Consider the following 19515-nt stretch of genomic DNA (forward strand, 5'->3'; position numbering starts at 1 on the left):
GCACTAATAGACAGAGTTTGATTGTTGTACATGTCCGACTTTCGGAGGCCAGCGGATGGATGAAGACGAACCGAAGGCCATTCCGATCACGCATTTGCGAGATTCGCTCGGCTACTTCTACCAGCACGTCGCCGAAACCGATCGGCCACTTGTGATCCAACGATATCGCGATCAATCCGTCGTCATGGTGCCGCTCTGGGAATGGCGATGGCTCAAACAACTCGAAGCAAAGGTTCGCGCTGGCGAGCCAATCATTACGGAGGACGATTTAGCAGCTATTTCCCGAGATGTTTCGTGAGGTGTGCTTCAATTTGGAAAAGACGCATCACTGGGCATTTCAACTCTGCGGTCTGCGTCGATGCGTACGTTCGCATTTCTCGCAAACACGCTTCGAAACGCTCGTTGATGATCATCTCCAAATGAATGCTATACTCGGCCTGAATATTCGAATCGATTTGTGCAATGTGGTCCATCTGATTGTATATCGATCCAATTTTCGAGGTCTTTACGACGGGACTCCAAAGCATGAAATGCTTCTCGTAGTCCGGAAAGAATCGATTCACATATTCAATGTCGCGCGAGAACTTCTGCGTCAGCTTGGAAATGTTGTTCGGCCGTTTGTTCTTAACGTACTGCAATCCAGTCGTGAGGTGTATTGCGACCTCACAGACAAAGAGGCGTCTTGTTTCCAAGTCGATCCCCACAACGTCAATTTCACCCTGGGAGTCGACCGTATAGAGGTTCAGTTGCGTGAATTCGCAATCGCGAATGTAACGCAAATACGACGCTACCAGCTGTTCTCCTACGTTGATCATTGACTTCTTCGTGCTGCGTTGGATTTGAAATGCAGCATTCTATCACAGGAAATACTATGGACATTGACGCTCTTGTCGCCGACGCCAAAGAACTCTGCTACGCCGTCGCGCCCGCCGAACTCTCCGGTTCGCCGCTGTGGGTCGTGCCGCAAACCAATTTGCCACCAATGCTCGGCCGACACACGGTTTGCTACGGCTACACCTCGCCCAGCCTCGACATGCACCTGCATCATTGCTTCGCCGATTGGGAAGGCATCCGTGGGCCAGTGATTGTGCTTGGCAATCTGAACATCGAGCGGGACTTCCCCGTGCGAACGTACAACAAGATGCTCGGGACCACGCTGCACGAATTGGCTCACATCCTCGAACGGCCATCGCTGTTCCAACCGCGTCCGTACAACCAACAATACATCCGCGCCGAAGCGATCCGCGTCGCCGAAGCCGTTTCACGCGAGGAAGAGGGCGACGGAACCACGCCACCGTGGACCACGCATGAATCGCGGTTCATGCGGATCGCCTACCACCTGTACTTCCGCGCCCGATCGCTTGGTTACGACGTCCGCGCCGACGAAGTCTACAGCCCCGAGCGGTACGGCATGTCACCGGCCGCCACGTATGCCAACGCGATCAAGGCCGAAGCCGACACGCTGTGTGCCGCGACGTTTCGGCAGATCTGTTCGCTTACCCCACCGCCGGCTTTCAAAGCGGTCTACGAAGCCGACCAACGTTCCTGGATTAATTCCCAATCCCAATGCCAAAGGATGAACCATGAGCTTGACATCACTACTTGATAAGATTGCCGGTCGCCAACAACAACGCCGTCTTTCCAAATGGTCCGACTACAAAACGCTGGTCGCCGACATCTGCGACGGCAAAGAACCCGACGACGACAAGGTCGCCACGGTCCTGGCCGACAACAAGAAGACGCTCGACGAACTTCGCGACGACGCCAAACTGCTGGCCCGCCGGCGAAAGCTACGAGCGGACATGGACGCGATCGAACCACTCGAAAACGAAGCCGTGAAGGTGGACCAAAAAATCTCCGAGGCCGAACAGGCGTTCGAGGCGATGACCGCCAAGCACGAAGAGGAAATGTCGCCGCTCTACATTCGGCGAAACGAGATCAAAGCGATCCGCAAGCGAGCAACCCAAGCCCGCAGCGAACTGCGTGATTCGTGCGAAGACCGCGAACTTATCGCTGAGTACGACTCGGTCCTCGAATACCTCCACGAAGCCCAGCAGGAACTGGCCTGCCTGGATGAAGAGATCACCAAACGCGAAAGCTGGATCCGACAAGACAAGGAGAAAGCCGAGGTGACGCTGTTCGATCAGGAACGAAAACGCTACCGATCGCAGGTCGAAGAGCATGAACGAATCTTGGCCGACCTGAACTCCAAGAGAAAACCTCTGGACGAAGCCGTTGGCGAGTTCGAGAAAAAACTCTCCGCGATCGAGTCACGGCTGCTCGAACCGTGATAGCAGCTAGGATCGCCCATGACACCGCGCAAGCCAAATCGAATAAGCAATACACAACTATTGAAGTCTGATCAGTTGCATCATGTCGACTGACTTGTTCCAGCTATCACTCAATTGTGAAAGGTCAAAACGTTTACATTGAGAGATTGTCACCGAAACGCAAGCCGCATTTGAAAAGGACACCTGATTCAAATCGCAGCCTGAAAAAAACACGTTTTGAAGCACGAATCCATTCAGCATAAGTGAGTCGAGGCTTGCATTTCGGAAGACTACATTCTTCAATGATCGCTTCTTGAAAGAGCGAGATGCCTGTAAACTTCGTACGGCATCATGACCGGTGAACTGTAGAGTGCAATCCCGCAATGTGGCGTTGTCTAATTTGATTTTCACATCTTTGGCAAAAATCAAGTTTGCTGTAGTCAGATCAAGATCGCTCAGGTTGATGTCGTATCGACTATGAAAATCAGCTGGAAATCGTCCTTCCTTAACCTCATGAGTAGACTGCAGTTGAGTGAAAGAGAGATCGCCGCGAATCTTTAGTCTTTCGATGCGAGCGTTTTCAAAACTGACATCAGTGAAGTCACCGCCGACCAAGAATCCCCCGCGCAGATCGAAATCTTCTAGGCTAGGTGAATCACCCAAAGATTCGCGGTGAAATTCGTAGCCGCGTAAATCCTTTATCGCCCACGACTTCGTTGACTTCAATTGCTTTTCTGACAGATAGAAACGCACGTACGCACCTCCGTCTGCCGGTTTGATGTTAGTAATAAAGGAATCATTAAATGTTGCACGTTCAATATTGCAATCTGTAAACGCAGCACCTGACAAATTCGCGCCAGTAAAATCGGCATTTGACAGATCACATTCAAAGAATCTGGCGCCATTAAGGTCGGCAAAGCAAAATTGCGCATTCGAAAAATCGCACCTCACGAAGGTGCTGCCGGTTAGGCTGCGCCTTGAAAAATCCGACTCAGGGCTTATTGCGATATCACGTACAAGGGGGCCTAGCTCTGTCGAAAGCGTGGATGTGTCGGCTCGAGCCGGTGAGGCTAGAAAAACCGCTGCTGCAGCTATCGCGAATAACAGCTTTGAAATTTTAAGATTCAGACGCATCGACTTAAACCTAACAAGCTAGAGCGACTTGATCGTGAGGCTGGAGAAGTCGAGGCCACTTCCCCAGTGAGACTGCAAGCGGAACCTGTCAACAGTCATTTGCCGATCTTCCTCGTATGTCAACACACCGTTTATTGAGACAGATATTCTAAAAAGACTCGGAGCTAGTCGTTGGGCTCGAACCGCAATGCGACTGTTGGCTCGTGCAAGATTGCTTTCGTGAGTTGAGTGATACGCGCTGGAATTTAAAGGGGTGACTTTGCCGGTATCGGTCATGTCATCGTAGCTGCCACCGTACCTCACGCCTGTCATGAGCTTATTCAACGGTTCCTCGTAGTAAGGGGTTCCGGTGACTGTCTCCCCATTGAAGTTTGCGACTTCTAGCCCACCCGCCATCGAATCAAAGGCATCGTTGTCAATTATCGCTGCCTCTATTTCTCCATTTCCGAATTTTACTCCGCTATTTCCGACAAAACTTAACCGGCGACCGATTGACGCGCCTGTCCCGCGGTATGCCTGGACATAACCGTGTGTTCCGTCCCCGCGAGACCGATCGAAAACGTAGTTCGCTTCTAGTTCGAACCCATTGGCGTAACCTTTCGTGCTAAATGAGTCCCAAATTGAACCTGCGCCATCCCATTTCTGAGCTGCGTCAAGTGAACCGTTTCCATCAGAATCGTAATCGGGAACGGGCGTGGTAAACTTCCCCTGGTCGGCGACAGGAACGCCGGAGGAACTACGATCCTTGATAAAATCCTCTAAGGTTTTATCAAGTATCCAAGTGTCTGCAGCTACCAGACCACTCCACTGTGTGGACGGCTTCTCAAACCAGTTGCCGTCAATTTGCTCCAGCGATGGGTAAACCATTGGCTCGACATTGAAATGAACCGTATCTACCGAAATGGCTGGGTGCCCTATCCCCCAAACTTCCGCTCTAAGTGAAGCTCCCCCAAGAGCAACACCTTCGATATAAATGGTGTTCGGATGCGGATCGTTCAGGTTCCATTCAATTGTGCCTGTCGATTTGTTTGTTCCAAGCATGTGCTGCCGCTCTGCGGTTCCCCAAGCCCGTAGACCCTGCCCAACATGCAACACGAGTGTGTGGTAATTTTCGACATTTCCATCAATGTCCAATATTACTTTCGCAAGATCATTCTCGTCCGCGACCCGTGGGTTTCCCACTGTTTTGTAATCAGCAATCGAGTCACGGTCATCATCATCGCTGTTTAAGAAAATTCGTTTTCCGTCCTTGTTTGGCCCGTGGCCACCCTCTTCAATAGCGTCTTCCGTCGCTGACCGCTGGAGTGTTGCGTCGTTGTCGGAATCCGTGTCTAAGTCGATCGAGATTTCTGGTTCACAGGTCGTTGACACGAAATAATAGCCTGCACCGCTAGGCTGACAGGAAGCGTAGACGAGCCCCGCATCCACGTCATCGCGGTCCTCACCCTCTTCCAAGTACAGCGTGTACCACGGTGCATCGCTATCGATGTCGTGATCGTAATGAGCATGTTGGATGGTGAATCCGTAGCCAACAGGGGCGGAGAACGCTACGCCGTACTCACCCTCGTACAGGTCGTCGAAGCTGTAGTTCCCGCCTGCATCGGTCTCTTCGTGGTCCAAGTACGTCCAACTGCTGCCGTTCCACTGGTACAGCGTTACGAGAACATCTTCGACGCCTTGTTCGCCAGATGACTGAATTCCGTCGCCGTTTGCATCCAACCACGCCCAATTGCTGATGCTGCCCGTTTCGGGTTGGCTCGTGGACGTTGACGTACTGGTTGACGTCGATGTTCCTGTCGGAGTGGACGTGCTTGTCGAGGTGGACGTATGAGTGCAGGTGGCTGTCGAAGTATGCGTCGATGTGCAAGTGTGCGTCGATGTTGGGGTGCTGGTCGACGTCGACGTGCTCGTCGAAGTCGATGTGCTAGTGCTGGTCGAAGTCGGCGTGCTGGTGGACGTCGATGTACCAGTTGATGTCGAACTCGATGACGAACCTGATGAACTCGGCGAGTAGCTGGAACTCGAGGTACCGTAGTTGCTGCTCGACGGCGAATAGCTGAACGCCGAAGACATCGGTGCCGTGGCGACCGATTGCGAGTCGAACCGTTCCTGCGTGTAGTTCAGAACACCAAGGCGGGGTTCGGTCTCGGTGCCCATTGAACCGAACACGGCATCCACATCGTCGACGGTGACTTCGCCATCCTGATTGGCATCCGCATACGGATTGTCCTCAAGCCGCGTGCTGTCCGCCAGGACGTTGATAACCTGCAGAACGTCGACCGGCGAGACAAATCCATCACCGTTAACGTCCGGACGCACTTCACGAGCAAGGTTCGTTGGCGTGGCGGTCGCCGTGGCAACAGCGAGGTCAGCGGCGAATAAACGCCGCGATTGCAGCGTTTCAACGCGGAGGCGGCGTTTGCGGGACCGCGTGCGATTTGCGGTCGATGAGCAATTGGCCAAAATGATCCCCCCGGATCAAGGTGCGAGTGTGCGGATTCTCGGTTCTGAATGAGACACGCGGAGGACGCAGAAAGTTCCCGCAGAATTTTTGTCCGGAGGTACAATTCGACTGACTCAATTGCTAGCAATTAAGCCCTAGGGCGGTAATCCATGAGAAACAGTGGCGTGAACGTAGGCGATCGATAATCACTCATTCAAATTTGTTATGAAAAGATCAAGCTCTTTGCGACCAGCGTCAGCGGAGTACACAACAATTCTGGAACCTTGGACCTCCACCCCGTCTGCCTTGGAGTGGATTGAAAAACCGGACATCTGTGGGGCTGAGACCATTAATGGTATGTCGACACCAACAGGCAGCGCATCGAAGACGACTGCGCCATCCCGATTCGTAACCTGAGCCACTGGATGATCGAGAACCAGGATATAGGCAGGCTGAGCATTCCCAGTCGTAGGCATAACCTTTATCGTCGTGGGTTCTGGGCGGGTAAGAACGCGGTGCACCTCGGTATTGGACGGTGCTGTCCACGGTGGATTGCTTATACCTTGTACCCAAAGGCTTTCATCGACTGTTTTGGGGATGATCCAGGTATCAGTTGTGCGTCCAGCCACTCGAGACGGGCTGACTCTCCCATCCTGTATCTGGAATCGGTGTGTTTTCCGAGTTTCAACTGTCGCTTCCGCCCTCTTTGCAAGCCAGTCACTAAACCCAACTCGATGAAATTCAGACAACCGATTTTTTCTGGCGGCTTGTCGCGTGTTCGGTGCGTAGATAAACACATTCGGCAGGGGCGAGCAATCCGTCGTACCGTTGGCACCATTCTCATTTTCCAAAAAAACTGTAATCTTTAAGCTGAACTCTCGCGGATTCGATTCGTTTGCAAGAAGATTGTTGACGAAAACAATATTTAAAATTTAAACCGATTGAAATCGCGATGGCACGCACTTGCGCCCTTACCAATTCGCAATCTGTCATCATGTACCCCACTCTTTGAAAAAGTAGTCAACATCCTTGATTCCAGGCTGCTGCCGCTGCACGGTCTCGTACTTATAGTCACGAGTCTGATTCGCTTCGTTTGTGATACTCCCATCGCCGTCTAGATCGCGATTCAAAACGATTGCCAGAATCTCACTTCACTTTGAGGCAACTCGCATGGTCATTCAGTTGCTCAGATACAACAGAAGCGACGAGGCGGCGAAAGCCGAAAACAAAGATGACACGCTCGCGATGCCGATTATTTTAATAGCAAGGGAATCTTGAGGTTGCGAGTCTGACGCGTCAAATTCCTTTTCTTTCTTTTTTGCCGCAGCAAGTGAAACGAGAACTGAAAGTGGGAAAGCAATTACTACTGCATAAACCCCGAACACAAGAAATGTTGGTACGAAGCTCTGCATGAATTCCGGACCGCCTTCGCCAAATTTGAGTCTTCCCTCCCACGAAACAAACATCGCAAATATCCCAGCTGTGACAACCGGGTGAACCAAGCTTGCAACCAAAAGAAAGGGCAGAGAGCCAGCCTGCCGATACCAGTACACAGTCACCAGGAAAGGCACAAAGAAAAATGCGGCAAACGGGAACAACATAAAATTCTCTAGTACAAAGCCAAAGCACTTGCAGGGCACACCCGCGGAAAAAGCAGATCCACTCGCCCCCAAAATAATTGTTGAAAATGCCAAACAGCGAAAAACGCTCGGAAATGTCAAATGTCATTTGCCTATAGCCGAAGAACAGGAACTGTCTACGAGACTGCTGCCCCCATCCCGCTATCGGCATCGCTCAGTCCTCCACAGGGATCCAGTATTCCCCTGTGATCAGGTCGTACTGTCGCTCAAAAACGCCTAGCTCGGAACGACCCACGACATATTGATTGCCCAAGCTCGGACTACTTTGCCACAGCTTCACCAAGGTGCTTTGCTGGTAGTTTGAGACCAATCCACCATCGATCCAAACGCGATTGCTCGGAAACGCGCTTGAATCCGTATCTAGAAGAGAGAACTTGGCAAAGTTGTTCTGCATTGAGAAACCAACATCTAGCTTGAACCAAATGTCGCTAGACGTTCGCGTCATTACCTGATCGAATCCATCTTCCAAGAATGGGTCCGGCCGCCCATGGACTAGTACGCCCATTTCTCCAGACGTATCATCAATTAATGTTTTGTACCGGTCGCGGTCATCGATTTCTCCTTGGAACACACCAAACTCGTAACCAGCGTTGAGCCTTGAATCAATGTGTTCGAAATATTGGACTTTCGTTCCATCAAATCCGACAGCGTAGTTATCTCGACTGTAAAGACGGAAGTCGCCGTTGCTATACGGAGATCCTGGGTTTTCACCAAATTGCAGGAACGTCGTCGCTCCGAAGCCTTGAAGCCGCAATGTCGCCGCACTGGCTGCCTCATCCCCACCATCTACGGTAGAGAACGCCGATGAGACAGAGCCAACTCCACTGGCGGTGTACACATTAGCTATGAACGATTTTGACACGATCGATCCAAGGCTGATGTAAAAGCTCGTGATACCTCGATCGTCGTCGTACAGGTTGACTGTAATTTTGTCGCCATCTCCAGGAGTAAGCATCCCAACGTTGAGCGTGAACGCCGAAAGCCCAGGGGCATACTCTTGGTACACTCGCTGCTCACCATTGACGAGGACCTGAACTGCATGAGCATCAAGCATGCCGGCGTCGTCGAATTGGCCTGACAAAAAAGCTGAAGTGATCACGCCGAATTCATTGAAACTTGTCGTGAGTTTTGGATGTTGAACCCACTCTGGCGCGACGTTTAGAACAATGATTCCCGAATTGTACTCGCTACCCTGCTGCGGTGTGGCCGACGTTTTCATCCAATCGGCATTGGTAAGATTGCCACCAACTGGCCCGTCATCGACAATGTACACCCAACGATGGAAGTTAAATACGTTAGCCTCGCTAATGTCACGAGAAGCGGACACTGTAACGAGTTCGGACGAATCCTTTGCACCATCAAAGTCAGTATCAACCCAAATAGTTACTGGAACAAATGACACGGGTGCATTGTATGTTACCCTTCCAACAACTTTCAGTTGCTGCCCTTCGCTAATGCCAATTACAACGCTATCGTCGCTCCCGCGATAAAACATCGAAGTTACGACAGGGGCTTCATAGCCGCCGCCGGAAGTCGTCGTCGGACTAGATGTGTAAGTTGAAGTTGAGGTTGGTGTACTGGTCGAGGTTCCCGTCGGGCTAGAGGTGGAGGTGCTCGTTGATGTCGACGTTCCGGTTGGCGTGGATGTACTCGTCGAAGTAGAAGTCGATGTGTAGGTGCAGGTGGAAGTCGAGGTATGCGTTGATGTGCAGGTGTGCGTCGACGTCGGAGTGCTTGTCGATGTGCTGGTGCTTGTCGACGTTGACGTACTTGTCGATGTGGGTGTGCTTGTGGACGTCGATGTCGACGTACCAGTTGATGTCGAACTCGATGACGAACCTGATGAACTCGGCGAATAGCTGGAACTGGAAGTTCCGTAGTTACTGCTCGACGGTAAATAGCTGAACGCGGATGCCATCGGTGCGAAGGACGACGACTGCGGCTCAAATCGTTCCGGCGTGTAGTTCAGAACGCCAAGGCGGGGTTCGGTCTCGGTGCCCATTGAACCGAACACGGCATCCACATCGTCCACCGTAACCTCGCCATCCTGATTGGCGTCGGCATACGGGTTGTCCTCGAACCGCGTGCTGTCAGCCAGGACGTTGATGACTTGCAAAACGTCGACCGGCGAGACGAAGCCATCGCCGTTGACGTCCGGTCGGATTTCGCGGGCCACGTTTGTCGGCGTCGCGGTTGCGGTCGCAACGGCAAGGTCAGCGGCGAACAAACGCCGGGATTGCAACGTTTCGACGCGAAGACGGCGTTTGCGGGACCGCGTGCGGTTTGCTGACGATGAGCGATTGGCCAAAATGATCCCCCCGGATCAAGGTGCGAGTGTGCGGATTCTCGGTTCTGAATGAGATACGCGGGGCGTACAAAAAGTTCCCGCAGATTTTTCGTGAAAGACGCAATGCGACTGACTCAATTGCTAGCAGTTGGTGCGATCTCGGGTGACCAATACCCAAATCTCCGCATGACACTTTCGTGGGTTGTGACAATTTGGGCAATTTGCGACTCAGTCAGCGTTTCTCGCCAACGCTCCGCTTTTCCGCTTCGAAAAAACGTCCCGCTAGTGCTTTTTTTGCTGCGTTCGCCAAAACCGGCTTCCTTTTCTCGCTTCTGCAAACGACGAAAATCGGTCTCCGCGATCGCACGTTCGATTCGCTCGAGGTCCGGATCCCAACCCAGAAAGGTCAAGACATTGCGGAAAGTGATTTCGGTGCGGGCCAGCAGGTCTTCGTAGCAGACGACGTGAACGGGAAAGGCCCTCTGGTCGATCCACGACGTCACATGCCCGCTCCACGATTCAAGGTACTGCGTGACCAAATCCTGCTTTGGCCCGCCAATGGTCAATTTTCGATCGTTCATCATCGCGATCGCACGATCATGGTCGACGCCCCAGTGGTCGGCCACCGAGTCAACCACGTCGAGCGGGTTGCGAACGATGTAAATTGCACCGAGCGTCAACTCACGACGGATAATCGGGAAACCGTTGTGCTGAACGCGGGCGTTGTGCGTCTTGATCAAGACCGGCGGACGAATGCGGTTGGACAAATCGATTTGAACGGCTTCGCGTAATTCATCGATCTCTTGATTTGTCAGATCAGTTTTGCCGGCAATACGCTCGAAGGCCTGCCGGCGGGACTCCGACATCGTGGCGTGGTAAGCATCGCTCAGTTCAAAGTTCTCGTCGTCGGGCGACTTCTGATACGCCGCGAACAGCAAACGCATCCAGGTATTGCCGGACTTCGGATAAGATGCAAGCCAAACAAGTGATTTCATGGGTGCAGAGATCGGAGAGGAACGAATCGATGAAAATGAGGATTGAACGAGCAGTCGTGATAAACCTCGATCGCGATAGCCAGCGGTTGGCACGATTCTATCAGGCTTTGCCTGCCGATTGGCCTTTTCCAAAACCGGAGCGTTTCTCGGCTTTTGATGGTTCGCGACTCCCTTGTCCGCCTTGGTGGGTTGCAGGCGATGCCGCCTGGGGTTGCTTCCGTTCGCATCAGTGCGTAATTGAGCAGGCGATCAGCGACGGAGTCCAATCACTGTTGGTGATGGAGGACGATGCATTCTGCCATGCCGAATTCAGCACGCTCTTTAAAATATTCGAACGCGAACTCCCTATCGATTGGCAGTGGGTCTATCTCGGTGGTCAACACATTCAGCGCGAACAGGGACTGCCGATTCGAATAAGCGAGCATGTGTACCGGCCGTTCAATGCGCATCGTAGCCACGCTTACGCATTCAGCGGTGCCACTGCAATGCAAATGGTCGCCGCTCATTTGTATGATCGTGATGCTTGGGGCGAGAAGCATCACGTCGATCACCGCTTCGGTGAATTACACGCGGAGTTCGATGGCGGTTTGTACTGTCCTGATCGCTGGCTGATCGGACAAGAAGCTGGGTTTAGCAACATCAAACAGAAACACCTTGACGCAAACTTTTTCCCGGATGCGCGGTCGTTCTACGATTTGCGTATCGATCACCCGGTCGTTGCGGTAGTCGGCTGCACTCATCATCGAAGGATGATTATCTCGGCAATCCTTCATCGACTCGGGATCTCTTTCGGGACCGCAAGGCCGCCGGAGTCCATTGCTGACGCACCGGATTCCTATTGTGCCCCGGGTTTCGATTCCGTTTGCAATCATCTTGTCACGGGGCAGGGGTGGCATCTGGCGAACGACCGTGAGTTTCGAATTGCACGTCTTCGCCTGTGGGCTGATCGACGTTGGAAAGCGGCAAAGAATGAAACGCCGATCGGAGCGACGCAGCGAAAACTCGCATTGCTGCACCAAGACGTTCAGGCAGCTTGGCCTGAAACAACTTTCATCGCAGTTGCCGGCGACGATGAACGCATTGGTATTGAAGCGGTTCACGATCGTCAGGTTGAATCAGCGATCAACGAGTTAGCGTCCGAGGCGGAAGTACATCGCATCGAAAGGGTGGACTTCGATGACCCTGAACAATTGGTGCAACGGTTGGTTGCCCTGGTTGATTGGGAATTCAAACCCGCCGATGTTGCCACGGCGAAGCAAATGGCGATCTCTCTTTGCCGAAGCGTTTGACGCAAAATCACAGGGCGTTTTCCACCCGAAAAGGTTTCTGGAATTGTGGCCAGACAGAGCTGGATGTGTTTCCGAACCAGAGGTAACTGTGTGGTCCCGTTGGCTACCGTGGCCAACGGGGAACCTCGAAACGCCCAACAACGGGAACACAAACATGGCGACGAAGAAGACCACCAGCACGACCAAGACCGCCCCCGCCAAGAATGCTTCGGCAAAGAAGCCGGCCGCCAAGAAGCAGCCCGCGACCAAGACCGCCAAGACGACCACGGCGAAGAAACCGGCCGCGACGAAAACCGCCAACAAGAAGATGTCGCAGATCGACGCGGCTTTGGCGGTTTTGAAAAAGGCCCGCAAACCCATGTCTTGCAAAGAGATGGTCGAAGCGATGGCGAAACAAAAGCTTTGGACTTCCCCAGGCGGAAAGACACCCGACGCGACGCTTTACGCCGCGATCCTCCGCGACCTGCGAAAGGGCACCGACGCCCGCTTCAAGAAGGCAGCGCCCGGCCGGTTCACCAACGCCTAACGCGTACCGACCGAACCGCCACCGCCCACCGCGAAGGCCTTTTTCACGCCTTCGCGGTGTCTCGATTTCGCACATTCCAAGAGGACCAAACCATGAAGACATTTTACGTCGCAACCCTGGCCCGCTACGTTCTAGTTGACGCGGCCGACGAATCCGAAGCCGCATCGTTGGGCCAAAACGCCCTGTATGCGTTGTACGCCGACCTACGGGCCAAACACGGCCGAGACATCCCAATCGAAATCCGAACCGTTCGTCTGGCTACGGATGACGAGATCGATCTCTGGCAATTTCACCAACGCGTGCTTGGCGAAGAAACCGTTTCGCGATTGAAGATGGGCGATCGAATTCGGTTGATCCGTATGGCCGACGATCCCGATCCCATTCCCGTAGGCCAACGCGGGACGGTCGTTGGTATCCATCCGCATGGCGATTGGACGCAGGTTGATGTCGACTGGGACAACGGCCGATCGTTGATGCTTTCCATTCCACACGACGAGATCGAAATCGAAACGGAGGCGAACCGATGAGCAAACGCAAACCGAAATCGAAAGCCCTGGATTCGGCCGTTGGCTACATCCGCATGTCGAGCGACAAGCAGGAGGAAAGCCCCGAGCAACAACGCGACGAGATTTTGAAGCTCGCCGAGAAGCATGGATACAAGATCGTCCGCTGGTACGAGGACCATGCGATCTCGGGCGTCAAGACGCTCAAGCGAAAGCAGTTCCTGCAGATGATCGACGACGTCAAACGCCTGAGCGACTTCCGAGCGATTCTGTGCTGGGACCAAGACCGCTTCGGCCGTTTCGATTCGATCGAGGCGGGCGAATGGATTTCGCCGCTACGCCGAGCGGGCGTTGAATTGATCTGCGTCGTCCAAGGCCGGATCAACTGGGACGACTTCGCGGGCCGAATGATCTACCAGATCACTCAAGAAGGCAAAAACCAATTCCTGGTCAGCCTATCGAACAACGTCATGCGAGGCATGCTCAAGCAGGCCCGCGACGGCTATGGCAAACGCAGATCGCCCTACGGCTACGATCGCGTCTACTTCGACGAGGCCGGAAACGAAATGCATCGCGTGGTCGGAAATGCTCGGTTCGCTAAACCCAAAGGCTGGAAAGCTAAACTGGCTCCTTCGGAAGCCGAGCATGAAGTCGAGACGGTCAAATGGATGTTCGACGCCTACGCCAACACGGATGCCAATAGCCGATCGATCGCCAACGACCTAAACCGCCGCGGCATCAAGACGCGAAGCGGTATCGATTGGCAATGCCAATCGGTTCGCGTCGTTCTACGAAACCCGGTTTACATCGGCACGATGATTTACGGGGCGAACCCGCAGGGACGGTTCAACCGAGTCGGCGATGGTGCGCTCGGTGGGAACGAACCGGTTGTCATCAAGAACGCCCATCCGGCGATCATCAACAAGAAGACGTTTGATCGCGTCCAGAAAAAGCTCGACGCCCGCAAACGACCGAAGGGCCGAACTCGAGAAAGCGACTATCTGCTTTCGGGTTTGGTCACCTGCGGCAACTCCGGCGATCGCATGTGTGGTCGACGAGCCTCGGTCGGAACCAACGTTCAATATTATGGGGCTCGAACATCGACAGGCGCGGGCCAGAGTGAACATTGCTATTCGATCCGCAAGGACCAACTCGAACCGTTGGTGATCGGCAAGATCGTCGGCCTGATAAACACGCCCGACATCAAGGGGCAGATTCAATCGGCAATCGCTCGACGATTGAAGGCATCGGCAACAAAAACGCACGACACGAAATCGCTACGCAAGCGAATCGCCGAACTCGAAACGAACATCGCCAAAGGCGTCGAGCGGCTAATGCTGCTCGATGGCGAAAACCTCGAAGACGCCTCCCGCATGCTGGCCGATTGGCGATCGCAGCGCCGGTCCCTCGAAGAACAAATGCAAGCGTCCTCGCGAAACCCGTCGGGCTCACCAGACCGCGAGGCTGCCCGCGTCGCGGCCGAACTCAGGAGCTTGCGAGAAACGTTCGCCCTGGCCGATCCACGGTCGCTACGGGCCGCACTGGCGTCCGTGATCGAAGAGATCACGCTCTATTGGACCGATGGTGGCCCACGCAAATGGCGTTTCCAACGCGGCACAATTCGCCTTGGTGGCAGCTTGCGCCTACTGGCTAGTTCTACGACCAGAAATTCAGTAACAAGGCCGACACGTACGGCCAGATCCTGACGCTGACGCGACATGACATCATCAACGACGACTTGTCAGCGTTCATGGACATCCCACGCCAAATGGGACGCTCCGGCGCCGAGTCGATCGACGATCTGTTCTTCACGTTGCTGCTGAAGAACGCGGGCTTCTTCTCCTCAGGCAACGCGAACCTGCTCACAGGTGCCGACACCAAGTTCGGTCCCGATGCTTTGACCGTCGCCAAGACGACCTTCCGCAAGCAAAAGGCCGGCCCTGGCGGGAAGCCAAAAGACCAAAAGCCGATCAATATTCGGCCCGAGTACTTGGTAGTTCCAGTGGAGCTTGAAACCGAAGCTGAACTGCTGATGGGCTCGTCTCAATTGATGATCGATGCTCAGGGTTCGCCGACCAAAATCCCGGTCGATAACCCGCACCGCAATAAGTACCGGATCATCAGTACGCCTCACCTGTCGGATTCGTACTACACCGGCGCGAGCGGCACCGCGTGGTATCTGTTCGCCAACCCCAACGTGCTGCCGGCGTTTGAGATCGTGTTCCTCAATGGACGCCGCACGCCGGTTATCGAGCGAGTCGAAATGCCGCCGAACACGCTCGGCATGGGCTTCCGCAGCTACATCGACTTTGGTGTGAATTCTCAAGACCACCGCGCCGCCGTGAAAGTCACCGGCGAAGCGTGAGCTGAGGGATAGGCATCTACCTTTCCTAACAACCAACCAATTCACTTCCATTTGAGGTTTTCATGTCTTCAGCAGAGTTCGTTTATGACGGATCGGCGATCGATCACACGCCTGACGCCGATCTTGCAATGGGTGAAATCGTGGTGCAAGGCGATCTCGTCGGCATCACTAAGCGAGCAATCAAAGCCGACACGCTCGGCGCTATCGCCGTCGAAGGCGTTTTTGACGTTCCGAAGACGCCAGCCAGTGCCGTCGCATTTACGGTCGGTCAGAAAGTCTATGTCGACGGAAGCAACGAGCCACAGACGACGGCTACCGGAAACAAGTTGCTCGGCAAAGCGGTGCTCGCCGCAGCCGCCGACGATGACAACGTGCGTGTGCGTCTGAGCCAATAAGGAAAGGATGTTGACTCGCGATGCCCTCAACTTTCCTGCACGACGGTTCGACTATTGATTTCGTTCCCGCGGATGATGTGCCCGCTGGTTCGATCGTTGTGCTGGGAGAACTTGTTGGAATCAGCAAATTTTTCGTTGCAGCCGGCCGGACCGGCGCCCTCTCAGTCCGCGGCATCTTTGACGTGCTGAAAGACCCGTCGACCAACATCGACGTTGGCACTCGGCTTTATTGGTCCACCGCCAGCTGGCATGTGGTCAAGACGAGTGGCGGTCACCCGCTGCTTGGCAAAGCGATCCGGCCCGCGATTCCGGGCAGCTCCATTGTTCGCGTCCTGCTGACGCAGTAAATCCCGTTCATCTTGAAGAGGAAAACCACGTGAAAGGATTTCTGCGTGCATTTATCGCCGCCGGACTGCTCCTGTTTGCCACAGGATGTTTGCCGGACCGACCGGTGCAAGTCAAGCCGCTTCCTGCACCGCCAGCGGAACAGCCGGTTGCGAATCTGCCCTCGCAGCTTCATCAACGTAACTGGACTGGCGGTCTGAATCAGGGCAGCTGCGTCCATGCGTCGCTGGTCAATCACCTTCGCTGGCTGAACCTGTTCGAACTCGGCGAACGTTGGCGGGCGACCTACAGCGATGGCGAGTGGGACTCGCGATTGCGAAGTCGACTTGATGCGGCGGATACCGATTACAGCTACACCGTCAAAGCCGACCCACGTTTTCTTGATTGGGCTACGGCAACTCGGCGTGGGGCAATTCTGTGGTGGAAGCCAGCTCACTGCTGCACCTTCGTCGGTTGGGTCAACCGAGACGGGCGTCAGTACGCAGCGATTCTCGACAACAACTATCCCGGACGGTTTGAACTGACGCCACGTGAGCAGTTCGTTCGCTTATGGGCGGGTTATGGCGGCTTCGCGTTGACCGTTTTGGAAGACCCCGCCAGTTCTTTGCCTTATCCAAGTTACGAGGTCATCGAGTGAAAGACGAAATTCAAATTCGACTAAGCGTGGGACTGATCGCCGTTGCGGTCATCCATGCTGTACTGCTGGCAGCAGTGTTTACCGCATTGCATTCCCCGACGCCTGTACCGCAAGAGTCTTCATGGAAGTTGCCTCCGGCCAGACCGGTTGCACCTCCGACCGGCCAGATTGAAAAGCTGCAGGAACCACAGCGAGTCAATCTTGGTGCTCAGGGCGAGCTGAAGCAACAATCTGCTCAGCCGTGTCTCCCTTGTCCTCCGACGTCCCAGCCATCGCGATTAATGCCAACCGCGCCGACAGTGCGTCCGTACCACGTAACGCCAGCTTCGTCGCCAGCCACTTTGACCGTTCCGGCGCCGATTGTGGTACCTCCTGCATCTAGCTCCAAGCCGGCACCCGCTCGGAAGCAATATCAAATTGCTCTCTTCGTTGGTAGCGATGCGAAGAGTCAGCGGCTTTTGGATTGGTTCAACCGCGACAAACAGCTGACAAGACTCAAGTCAGTTTGCGAATTTCAGGTCTACACGTCGGGCAACGCCCTCTATCGGACTCGATTTGAAGAGATCGTGCCGGTCAATCAGTTCCCGGTGGTGCTGTTCCAGGACGCAAATGGGGGACACGTTCATGCGGCGGGACACACGATGCTCCCCTCGACCGCCGCCGAACTTTACGACGATCTGCGACACGGGTACGAACTTTATCAACAAACCCGTCAAGCTCAGCGGACCGGTGCTCTCAAAACCCGCGGCTATTCTTGGGACGATGCGATCTCGCCAACGCTGCAGCTCTCCTCACAAGACTGTCCCGACGGATACTGTCCCGTTGAACCAAACGATAACTGGCGTCCATTCGACCGAGACCGCGACGTCGACCGTGACCGGCTATTTGACCGCGATCTTGGCGGTCGCAACGCCCTGATCTGGGCCGGGGCCGGCGAATTGGCAACGCTCGCCCTGATCGTTGTCGCCATCATCCTACTCGGATTCATTCTCATCAAGCGAGGCATGTAAAGCTCATGATTCTAGGAATCGCAACCGTAGTCGTACTGGTACTCCTCGCCGTGGCATTGCTGCCGAATAAGAAACGTGACGGAGGCGGGAACGCACTGGGCGGAGGAAACAGTCCGCTTCATCCGTTCTCACGCCAACTCAATTTTCGGCAGCAACAGTTGCACGAAGAAGCCGAGGCGATCTCGGATGAGTATCAACGTCGTGCAAATGAAGCATGGCGTGACGAACTTGGCGAGAAAGCAGCTGCGTTGCTGCAGTCGAAACGCCCCACTAATTCGCGGGCGAGTAGTAAGTCGTGAGCGATATGCTCCAGCGAGGCCAGTCTTGGTTAGCGGAAAAGCTGACCAAGCACGCATCGCGAACCGTTGTCTATCAGCGTGAAGAATTATCCGCTGAGCTAGCGGCGACGATCGGCAAGTCGGAATACGAACAAGACGACGGCGAGGGAATCATCACCCGTGCCCAGGTTCGTGACTTTCTGATCAACACGAAGGATCTGTTGCAGTCCGACATCGGTACCTGGCCTCGCCGCGGTGATCGCATCTTGGAAATCGACGGCGATACGACGTTCGTGTACGAGCTGATGTCGATTGGAAACGAACCGCCCTGGCGTTACAGCGACCCTTTCCGCGTCAAACTTCGCATTCACACCAAATTGGTCGACACGATCACATGACAACAACGACACCAGCAACGGTCATTCAAATTGCTGACAGCGTCGTGGCGGAAATCAACGCCGGAGACTTCAGCAAAAAGAACCTCACAGCACAACGACTCTATGTTCCCAACTTCGATCTCGAAGACATGAAGGAGCTGCGAGTTACCGTGGTGCCACGCGAGGTCGAATACTTGCCGCTCGATCGAGTCAGCAACAAGTTTCACGCGACGATTGATGTGGCGATTCAGAAGAAGTTCAGCAAGGGCGATGCCAAAGAAATCGACCCGCTTGTGTTCTTCGTCGAAGAACTGGCCGATTACTTCCGACTGAAACGGCTCAACTCTTTCGTCGCCGCTCGGTGTGTGAAAGTGGAAAACGCTGTTCTGTACTCCACCGAACACTGGACGCAGTTCAATCAATTCACGAGTTTGCTGACGTTGACGTTTGAGCTCGCGAAGTGATCCAGATTCGGACGCGGGTTCGTTTCGATCAAGCGAAAGTCCAGAAGAAAGTTCAAACCGCCAATTTTCGATCGCTTGGTCATGCTGCCGCGACCATTCGAATAACCGCGAAGCGATCGATCCGTAAACGGAAGAAGCCGTCGAGTCCCGGTTCGCCGCCACATACGCAGACCGGCATGCTTCGCCGCGTGATTCGCTACGAGGTGGATCGGGACCGCGATGAGGCGGTGATCGGACCGGTCAACGAAATCGCTGGTCGCCTGTGGAACCTACACGAGTTCGGCGGTGTTGTCACAAAGCGACGCAAACTGAAGCGTCACCGCTTCCGGGTTGGCCAGCACGGCCCGATCCGCGTGACAGCACTCGGCAAGTTTGTTCGCACCCTTCTGCAAACCGCCGCCCAGGCCAATCGTGCCACACGGTTGGTTGAAGAAGAAAACGAACGCCGTGGTGCAAATAAACCACGACGTTATCCCAAGCGTCCATTCATGAAACCGGCCCTGCAAGCCAACCAATCACGTCTACCCAAGTTCTGGCGTGATTCCGTCAAGTAAATC

General features: G+C 54.2%; 24 protein-coding genes and 2 pseudogenes. 18 read left to right on the plus strand and 8 right to left on the minus strand.

Translation table 11 applies throughout. The annotated features are described in order from the left end of the window. The first annotated feature begins 55 nt into the window (after nucleotides 1-55). The gene (locus ABD971_RS03165) at nucleotides 56-298 is read left to right on the plus strand and encodes a hypothetical protein (protein ID WP_339942150.1); all 243 of its coding nucleotides are present in this window, start codon (nucleotides 56-58) and stop codon (nucleotides 296-298) included. Here ABD971_RS03165 and ABD971_RS03170 read toward each other — a convergent pair. Then, nucleotides 276-815: a hypothetical protein gene (locus ABD971_RS03170; RefSeq protein ID WP_339942151.1), complete on the minus strand. Its 540-nt coding sequence runs from the start codon at nucleotides 813-815 to the stop codon at nucleotides 276-278. The genes ABD971_RS03165 and ABD971_RS03170 overlap by 23 nt on opposite strands. A 56-nt stretch (nucleotides 816-871) precedes the next feature. On the opposite strand from ABD971_RS03170, the gene ABD971_RS03175 reads away from it, so the two are divergent. Continuing rightward, the gene (locus tag ABD971_RS03175; protein ID WP_345319339.1) at nucleotides 872-1606 is read left to right on the plus strand and encodes a uroporphyrinogen decarboxylase/cobalamine-independent methonine synthase family protein; all 735 of its coding nucleotides are present in this window, start codon (nucleotides 872-874) and stop codon (nucleotides 1604-1606) included. Then, a complete protein-coding gene (locus ABD971_RS03180) occupies nucleotides 1584-2291 on the plus strand; it encodes a V-type ATP synthase subunit I domain-containing protein (protein ID WP_339942153.1) in 708 nt (235 codons plus the stop codon). Before ABD971_RS03175 ends, ABD971_RS03180 begins: the two co-directional genes overlap by 23 nt. A 57-nt stretch (nucleotides 2292-2348) precedes the next feature. Here the strand turns inward: ABD971_RS03180 and ABD971_RS03185 are convergent, their stop codons facing one another. Continuing rightward, nucleotides 2349-3404, minus strand: a complete 1056-nt coding sequence (locus tag ABD971_RS03185; RefSeq protein ID WP_339942154.1) for a pentapeptide repeat-containing protein — start codon at nucleotides 3402-3404, stop codon at nucleotides 2349-2351. Between the two features lie 18 nt (nucleotides 3405-3422). Beyond that, nucleotides 3423-5141 (minus strand): SdrD B-like domain-containing protein, encoded by a 1719-nt coding sequence (locus ABD971_RS03190; protein WP_339942267.1) that lies wholly within the window; start codon nucleotides 5139-5141, stop codon nucleotides 3423-3425. Nucleotides 5142-5241: 100 nt separating this feature from the next. Here ABD971_RS03190 and ABD971_RS03195 point away from each other — a divergent pair, with 100 nt between their 5' ends. Continuing rightward, complete coding sequence (locus tag ABD971_RS03195) at nucleotides 5242-5418, plus strand: hypothetical protein (protein WP_339942268.1); 177 nt, start codon at nucleotides 5242-5244, stop codon at nucleotides 5416-5418. A 170-nt stretch (nucleotides 5419-5588) separates the two neighbouring features. Here ABD971_RS03195 and ABD971_RS35990 read toward each other — a convergent pair. From ABD971_RS35990 to ABD971_RS03205, 3 genes and pseudogenes are all read right to left on the minus strand, one after another. Then, nucleotides 5589-5723 (minus strand): annotated as a pseudogene (locus ABD971_RS35990) (dockerin type I domain-containing protein); the annotation flags it as partial. Nucleotides 5724-7025: 1302 nt separating this feature from the next. Continuing rightward, nucleotides 7026-7448, minus strand: a complete 423-nt coding sequence (locus ABD971_RS03200; protein WP_339942155.1) for a hypothetical protein — start codon at nucleotides 7446-7448, stop codon at nucleotides 7026-7028. Nucleotides 7449-7641: 193 nt separating this feature from the next. Continuing rightward, nucleotides 7642-8889, minus strand: a complete 1248-nt coding sequence (locus ABD971_RS03205) for a hypothetical protein (RefSeq protein WP_345319343.1) — start codon at nucleotides 8887-8889, stop codon at nucleotides 7642-7644. A 274-nt stretch (nucleotides 8890-9163) separates the two neighbouring features. Here ABD971_RS03205 and ABD971_RS03210 point away from each other — a divergent pair, with 274 nt between their 5' ends. Then, on the plus strand, nucleotides 9164-9346 hold the full coding sequence (locus tag ABD971_RS03210) for a hypothetical protein (protein WP_339942157.1): 183 nt from the start codon (nucleotides 9164-9166) through the stop codon (nucleotides 9344-9346). 170 nt (nucleotides 9347-9516) lie between these two features. On the opposite strand, the pseudogene ABD971_RS35995 reads toward ABD971_RS03210, so the two are convergent. Together ABD971_RS35995 and ABD971_RS03215 are read right to left on the minus strand one after the other, a co-directional pair. Then, nucleotides 9517-9663: pseudogene (locus ABD971_RS35995) on the minus strand (dockerin type I domain-containing protein); the annotation flags it as partial. 245 nt (nucleotides 9664-9908) lie between these two features. Next, a complete protein-coding gene (locus tag ABD971_RS03215; RefSeq protein ID WP_345319345.1) occupies nucleotides 9909-10769 on the minus strand; it encodes a sulfotransferase domain-containing protein in 861 nt (286 codons plus the stop codon). Nucleotides 10770-10798: 29 nt separating this feature from the next. On the opposite strand from ABD971_RS03215, the gene ABD971_RS03220 reads away from it, so the two are divergent. From ABD971_RS03220 to ABD971_RS03280, 13 genes are all read left to right on the plus strand, one after another. After that, nucleotides 10799-12058 carry a glycosyltransferase family 25 protein gene (locus tag ABD971_RS03220; RefSeq protein ID WP_339942159.1) on the plus strand — a complete coding sequence of 420 codons (1260 nt, stop codon included), beginning with the start codon at nucleotides 10799-10801 and terminating at the stop codon, nucleotides 12056-12058. A gap of 154 nt (nucleotides 12059-12212) precedes the next feature. Continuing rightward, entirely contained in the window at nucleotides 12213-12584 is a 372-nt protein-coding gene (locus ABD971_RS03225; RefSeq protein WP_339942160.1) for a winged helix-turn-helix domain-containing protein, read from the plus strand. A gap of 92 nt (nucleotides 12585-12676) precedes the next feature. Further along, the gene (locus ABD971_RS03230; RefSeq protein WP_339942161.1) at nucleotides 12677-13111 is read left to right on the plus strand and encodes a DUF4314 domain-containing protein; all 435 of its coding nucleotides are present in this window, start codon (nucleotides 12677-12679) and stop codon (nucleotides 13109-13111) included. Beyond that, the gene (locus ABD971_RS03235; protein ID WP_345319348.1) at nucleotides 13108-14793 is read left to right on the plus strand and encodes a recombinase family protein; all 1686 of its coding nucleotides are present in this window, start codon (nucleotides 13108-13110) and stop codon (nucleotides 14791-14793) included. The genes ABD971_RS03230 and ABD971_RS03235 overlap by 4 nt, the downstream gene beginning before the upstream one ends. A gap of 20 nt (nucleotides 14794-14813) precedes the next feature. Further along, on the plus strand, nucleotides 14814-15452 hold the full coding sequence (locus ABD971_RS03240; RefSeq protein ID WP_486348640.1) for a phage major capsid protein: 639 nt from the start codon (nucleotides 14814-14816) through the stop codon (nucleotides 15450-15452). A gap of 62 nt (nucleotides 15453-15514) precedes the next feature. Further along, entirely contained in the window at nucleotides 15515-15847 is a 333-nt protein-coding gene (locus ABD971_RS03245; RefSeq protein ID WP_345319352.1) for a DUF2190 family protein, read from the plus strand. A 20-nt stretch (nucleotides 15848-15867) separates the two neighbouring features. Then, nucleotides 15868-16194: a DUF2190 family protein gene (locus ABD971_RS03250; protein ID WP_345319354.1), complete on the plus strand. Its 327-nt coding sequence runs from the start codon at nucleotides 15868-15870 to the stop codon at nucleotides 16192-16194. A gap of 29 nt (nucleotides 16195-16223) precedes the next feature. Beyond that, the gene (locus ABD971_RS03255; protein WP_345319356.1) at nucleotides 16224-16829 is read left to right on the plus strand and encodes a hypothetical protein; all 606 of its coding nucleotides are present in this window, start codon (nucleotides 16224-16226) and stop codon (nucleotides 16827-16829) included. Next, nucleotides 16826-17839 (plus strand): hypothetical protein, encoded by a 1014-nt coding sequence (locus ABD971_RS03260; protein ID WP_345319358.1) that lies wholly within the window; start codon nucleotides 16826-16828, stop codon nucleotides 17837-17839. Before ABD971_RS03255 ends, ABD971_RS03260 begins: the two co-directional genes overlap by 4 nt. Nucleotides 17840-17844: 5 nt before the next feature. After that, the gene (locus ABD971_RS03265) at nucleotides 17845-18138 is read left to right on the plus strand and encodes a hypothetical protein (RefSeq protein ID WP_345319360.1); all 294 of its coding nucleotides are present in this window, start codon (nucleotides 17845-17847) and stop codon (nucleotides 18136-18138) included. A 5-nt stretch (nucleotides 18139-18143) separates the two neighbouring features. After that, nucleotides 18144-18515, plus strand: a complete 372-nt coding sequence (locus ABD971_RS03270) for a hypothetical protein (RefSeq protein WP_486348641.1) — start codon at nucleotides 18144-18146, stop codon at nucleotides 18513-18515. After that, nucleotides 18512-18958 carry a hypothetical protein gene (locus tag ABD971_RS03275; protein ID WP_345319364.1) on the plus strand — a complete coding sequence of 149 codons (447 nt, stop codon included), beginning with the start codon at nucleotides 18512-18514 and terminating at the stop codon, nucleotides 18956-18958. Before ABD971_RS03270 ends, ABD971_RS03275 begins: the two co-directional genes overlap by 4 nt. After that, a complete protein-coding gene (locus ABD971_RS03280) occupies nucleotides 18955-19512 on the plus strand; it encodes a hypothetical protein (protein WP_345319366.1) in 558 nt (185 codons plus the stop codon). The genes ABD971_RS03275 and ABD971_RS03280 overlap by 4 nt, the downstream gene beginning before the upstream one ends. Nucleotides 19513-19515 lie beyond the last annotated feature (3 nt).

It is taken from the genome of Novipirellula rosea (assembly GCF_039541335.1).
GTDB classification, from domain to species: Bacteria; Planctomycetota; Planctomycetia; order Pirellulales; family Pirellulaceae; genus Novipirellula; species Novipirellula rosea.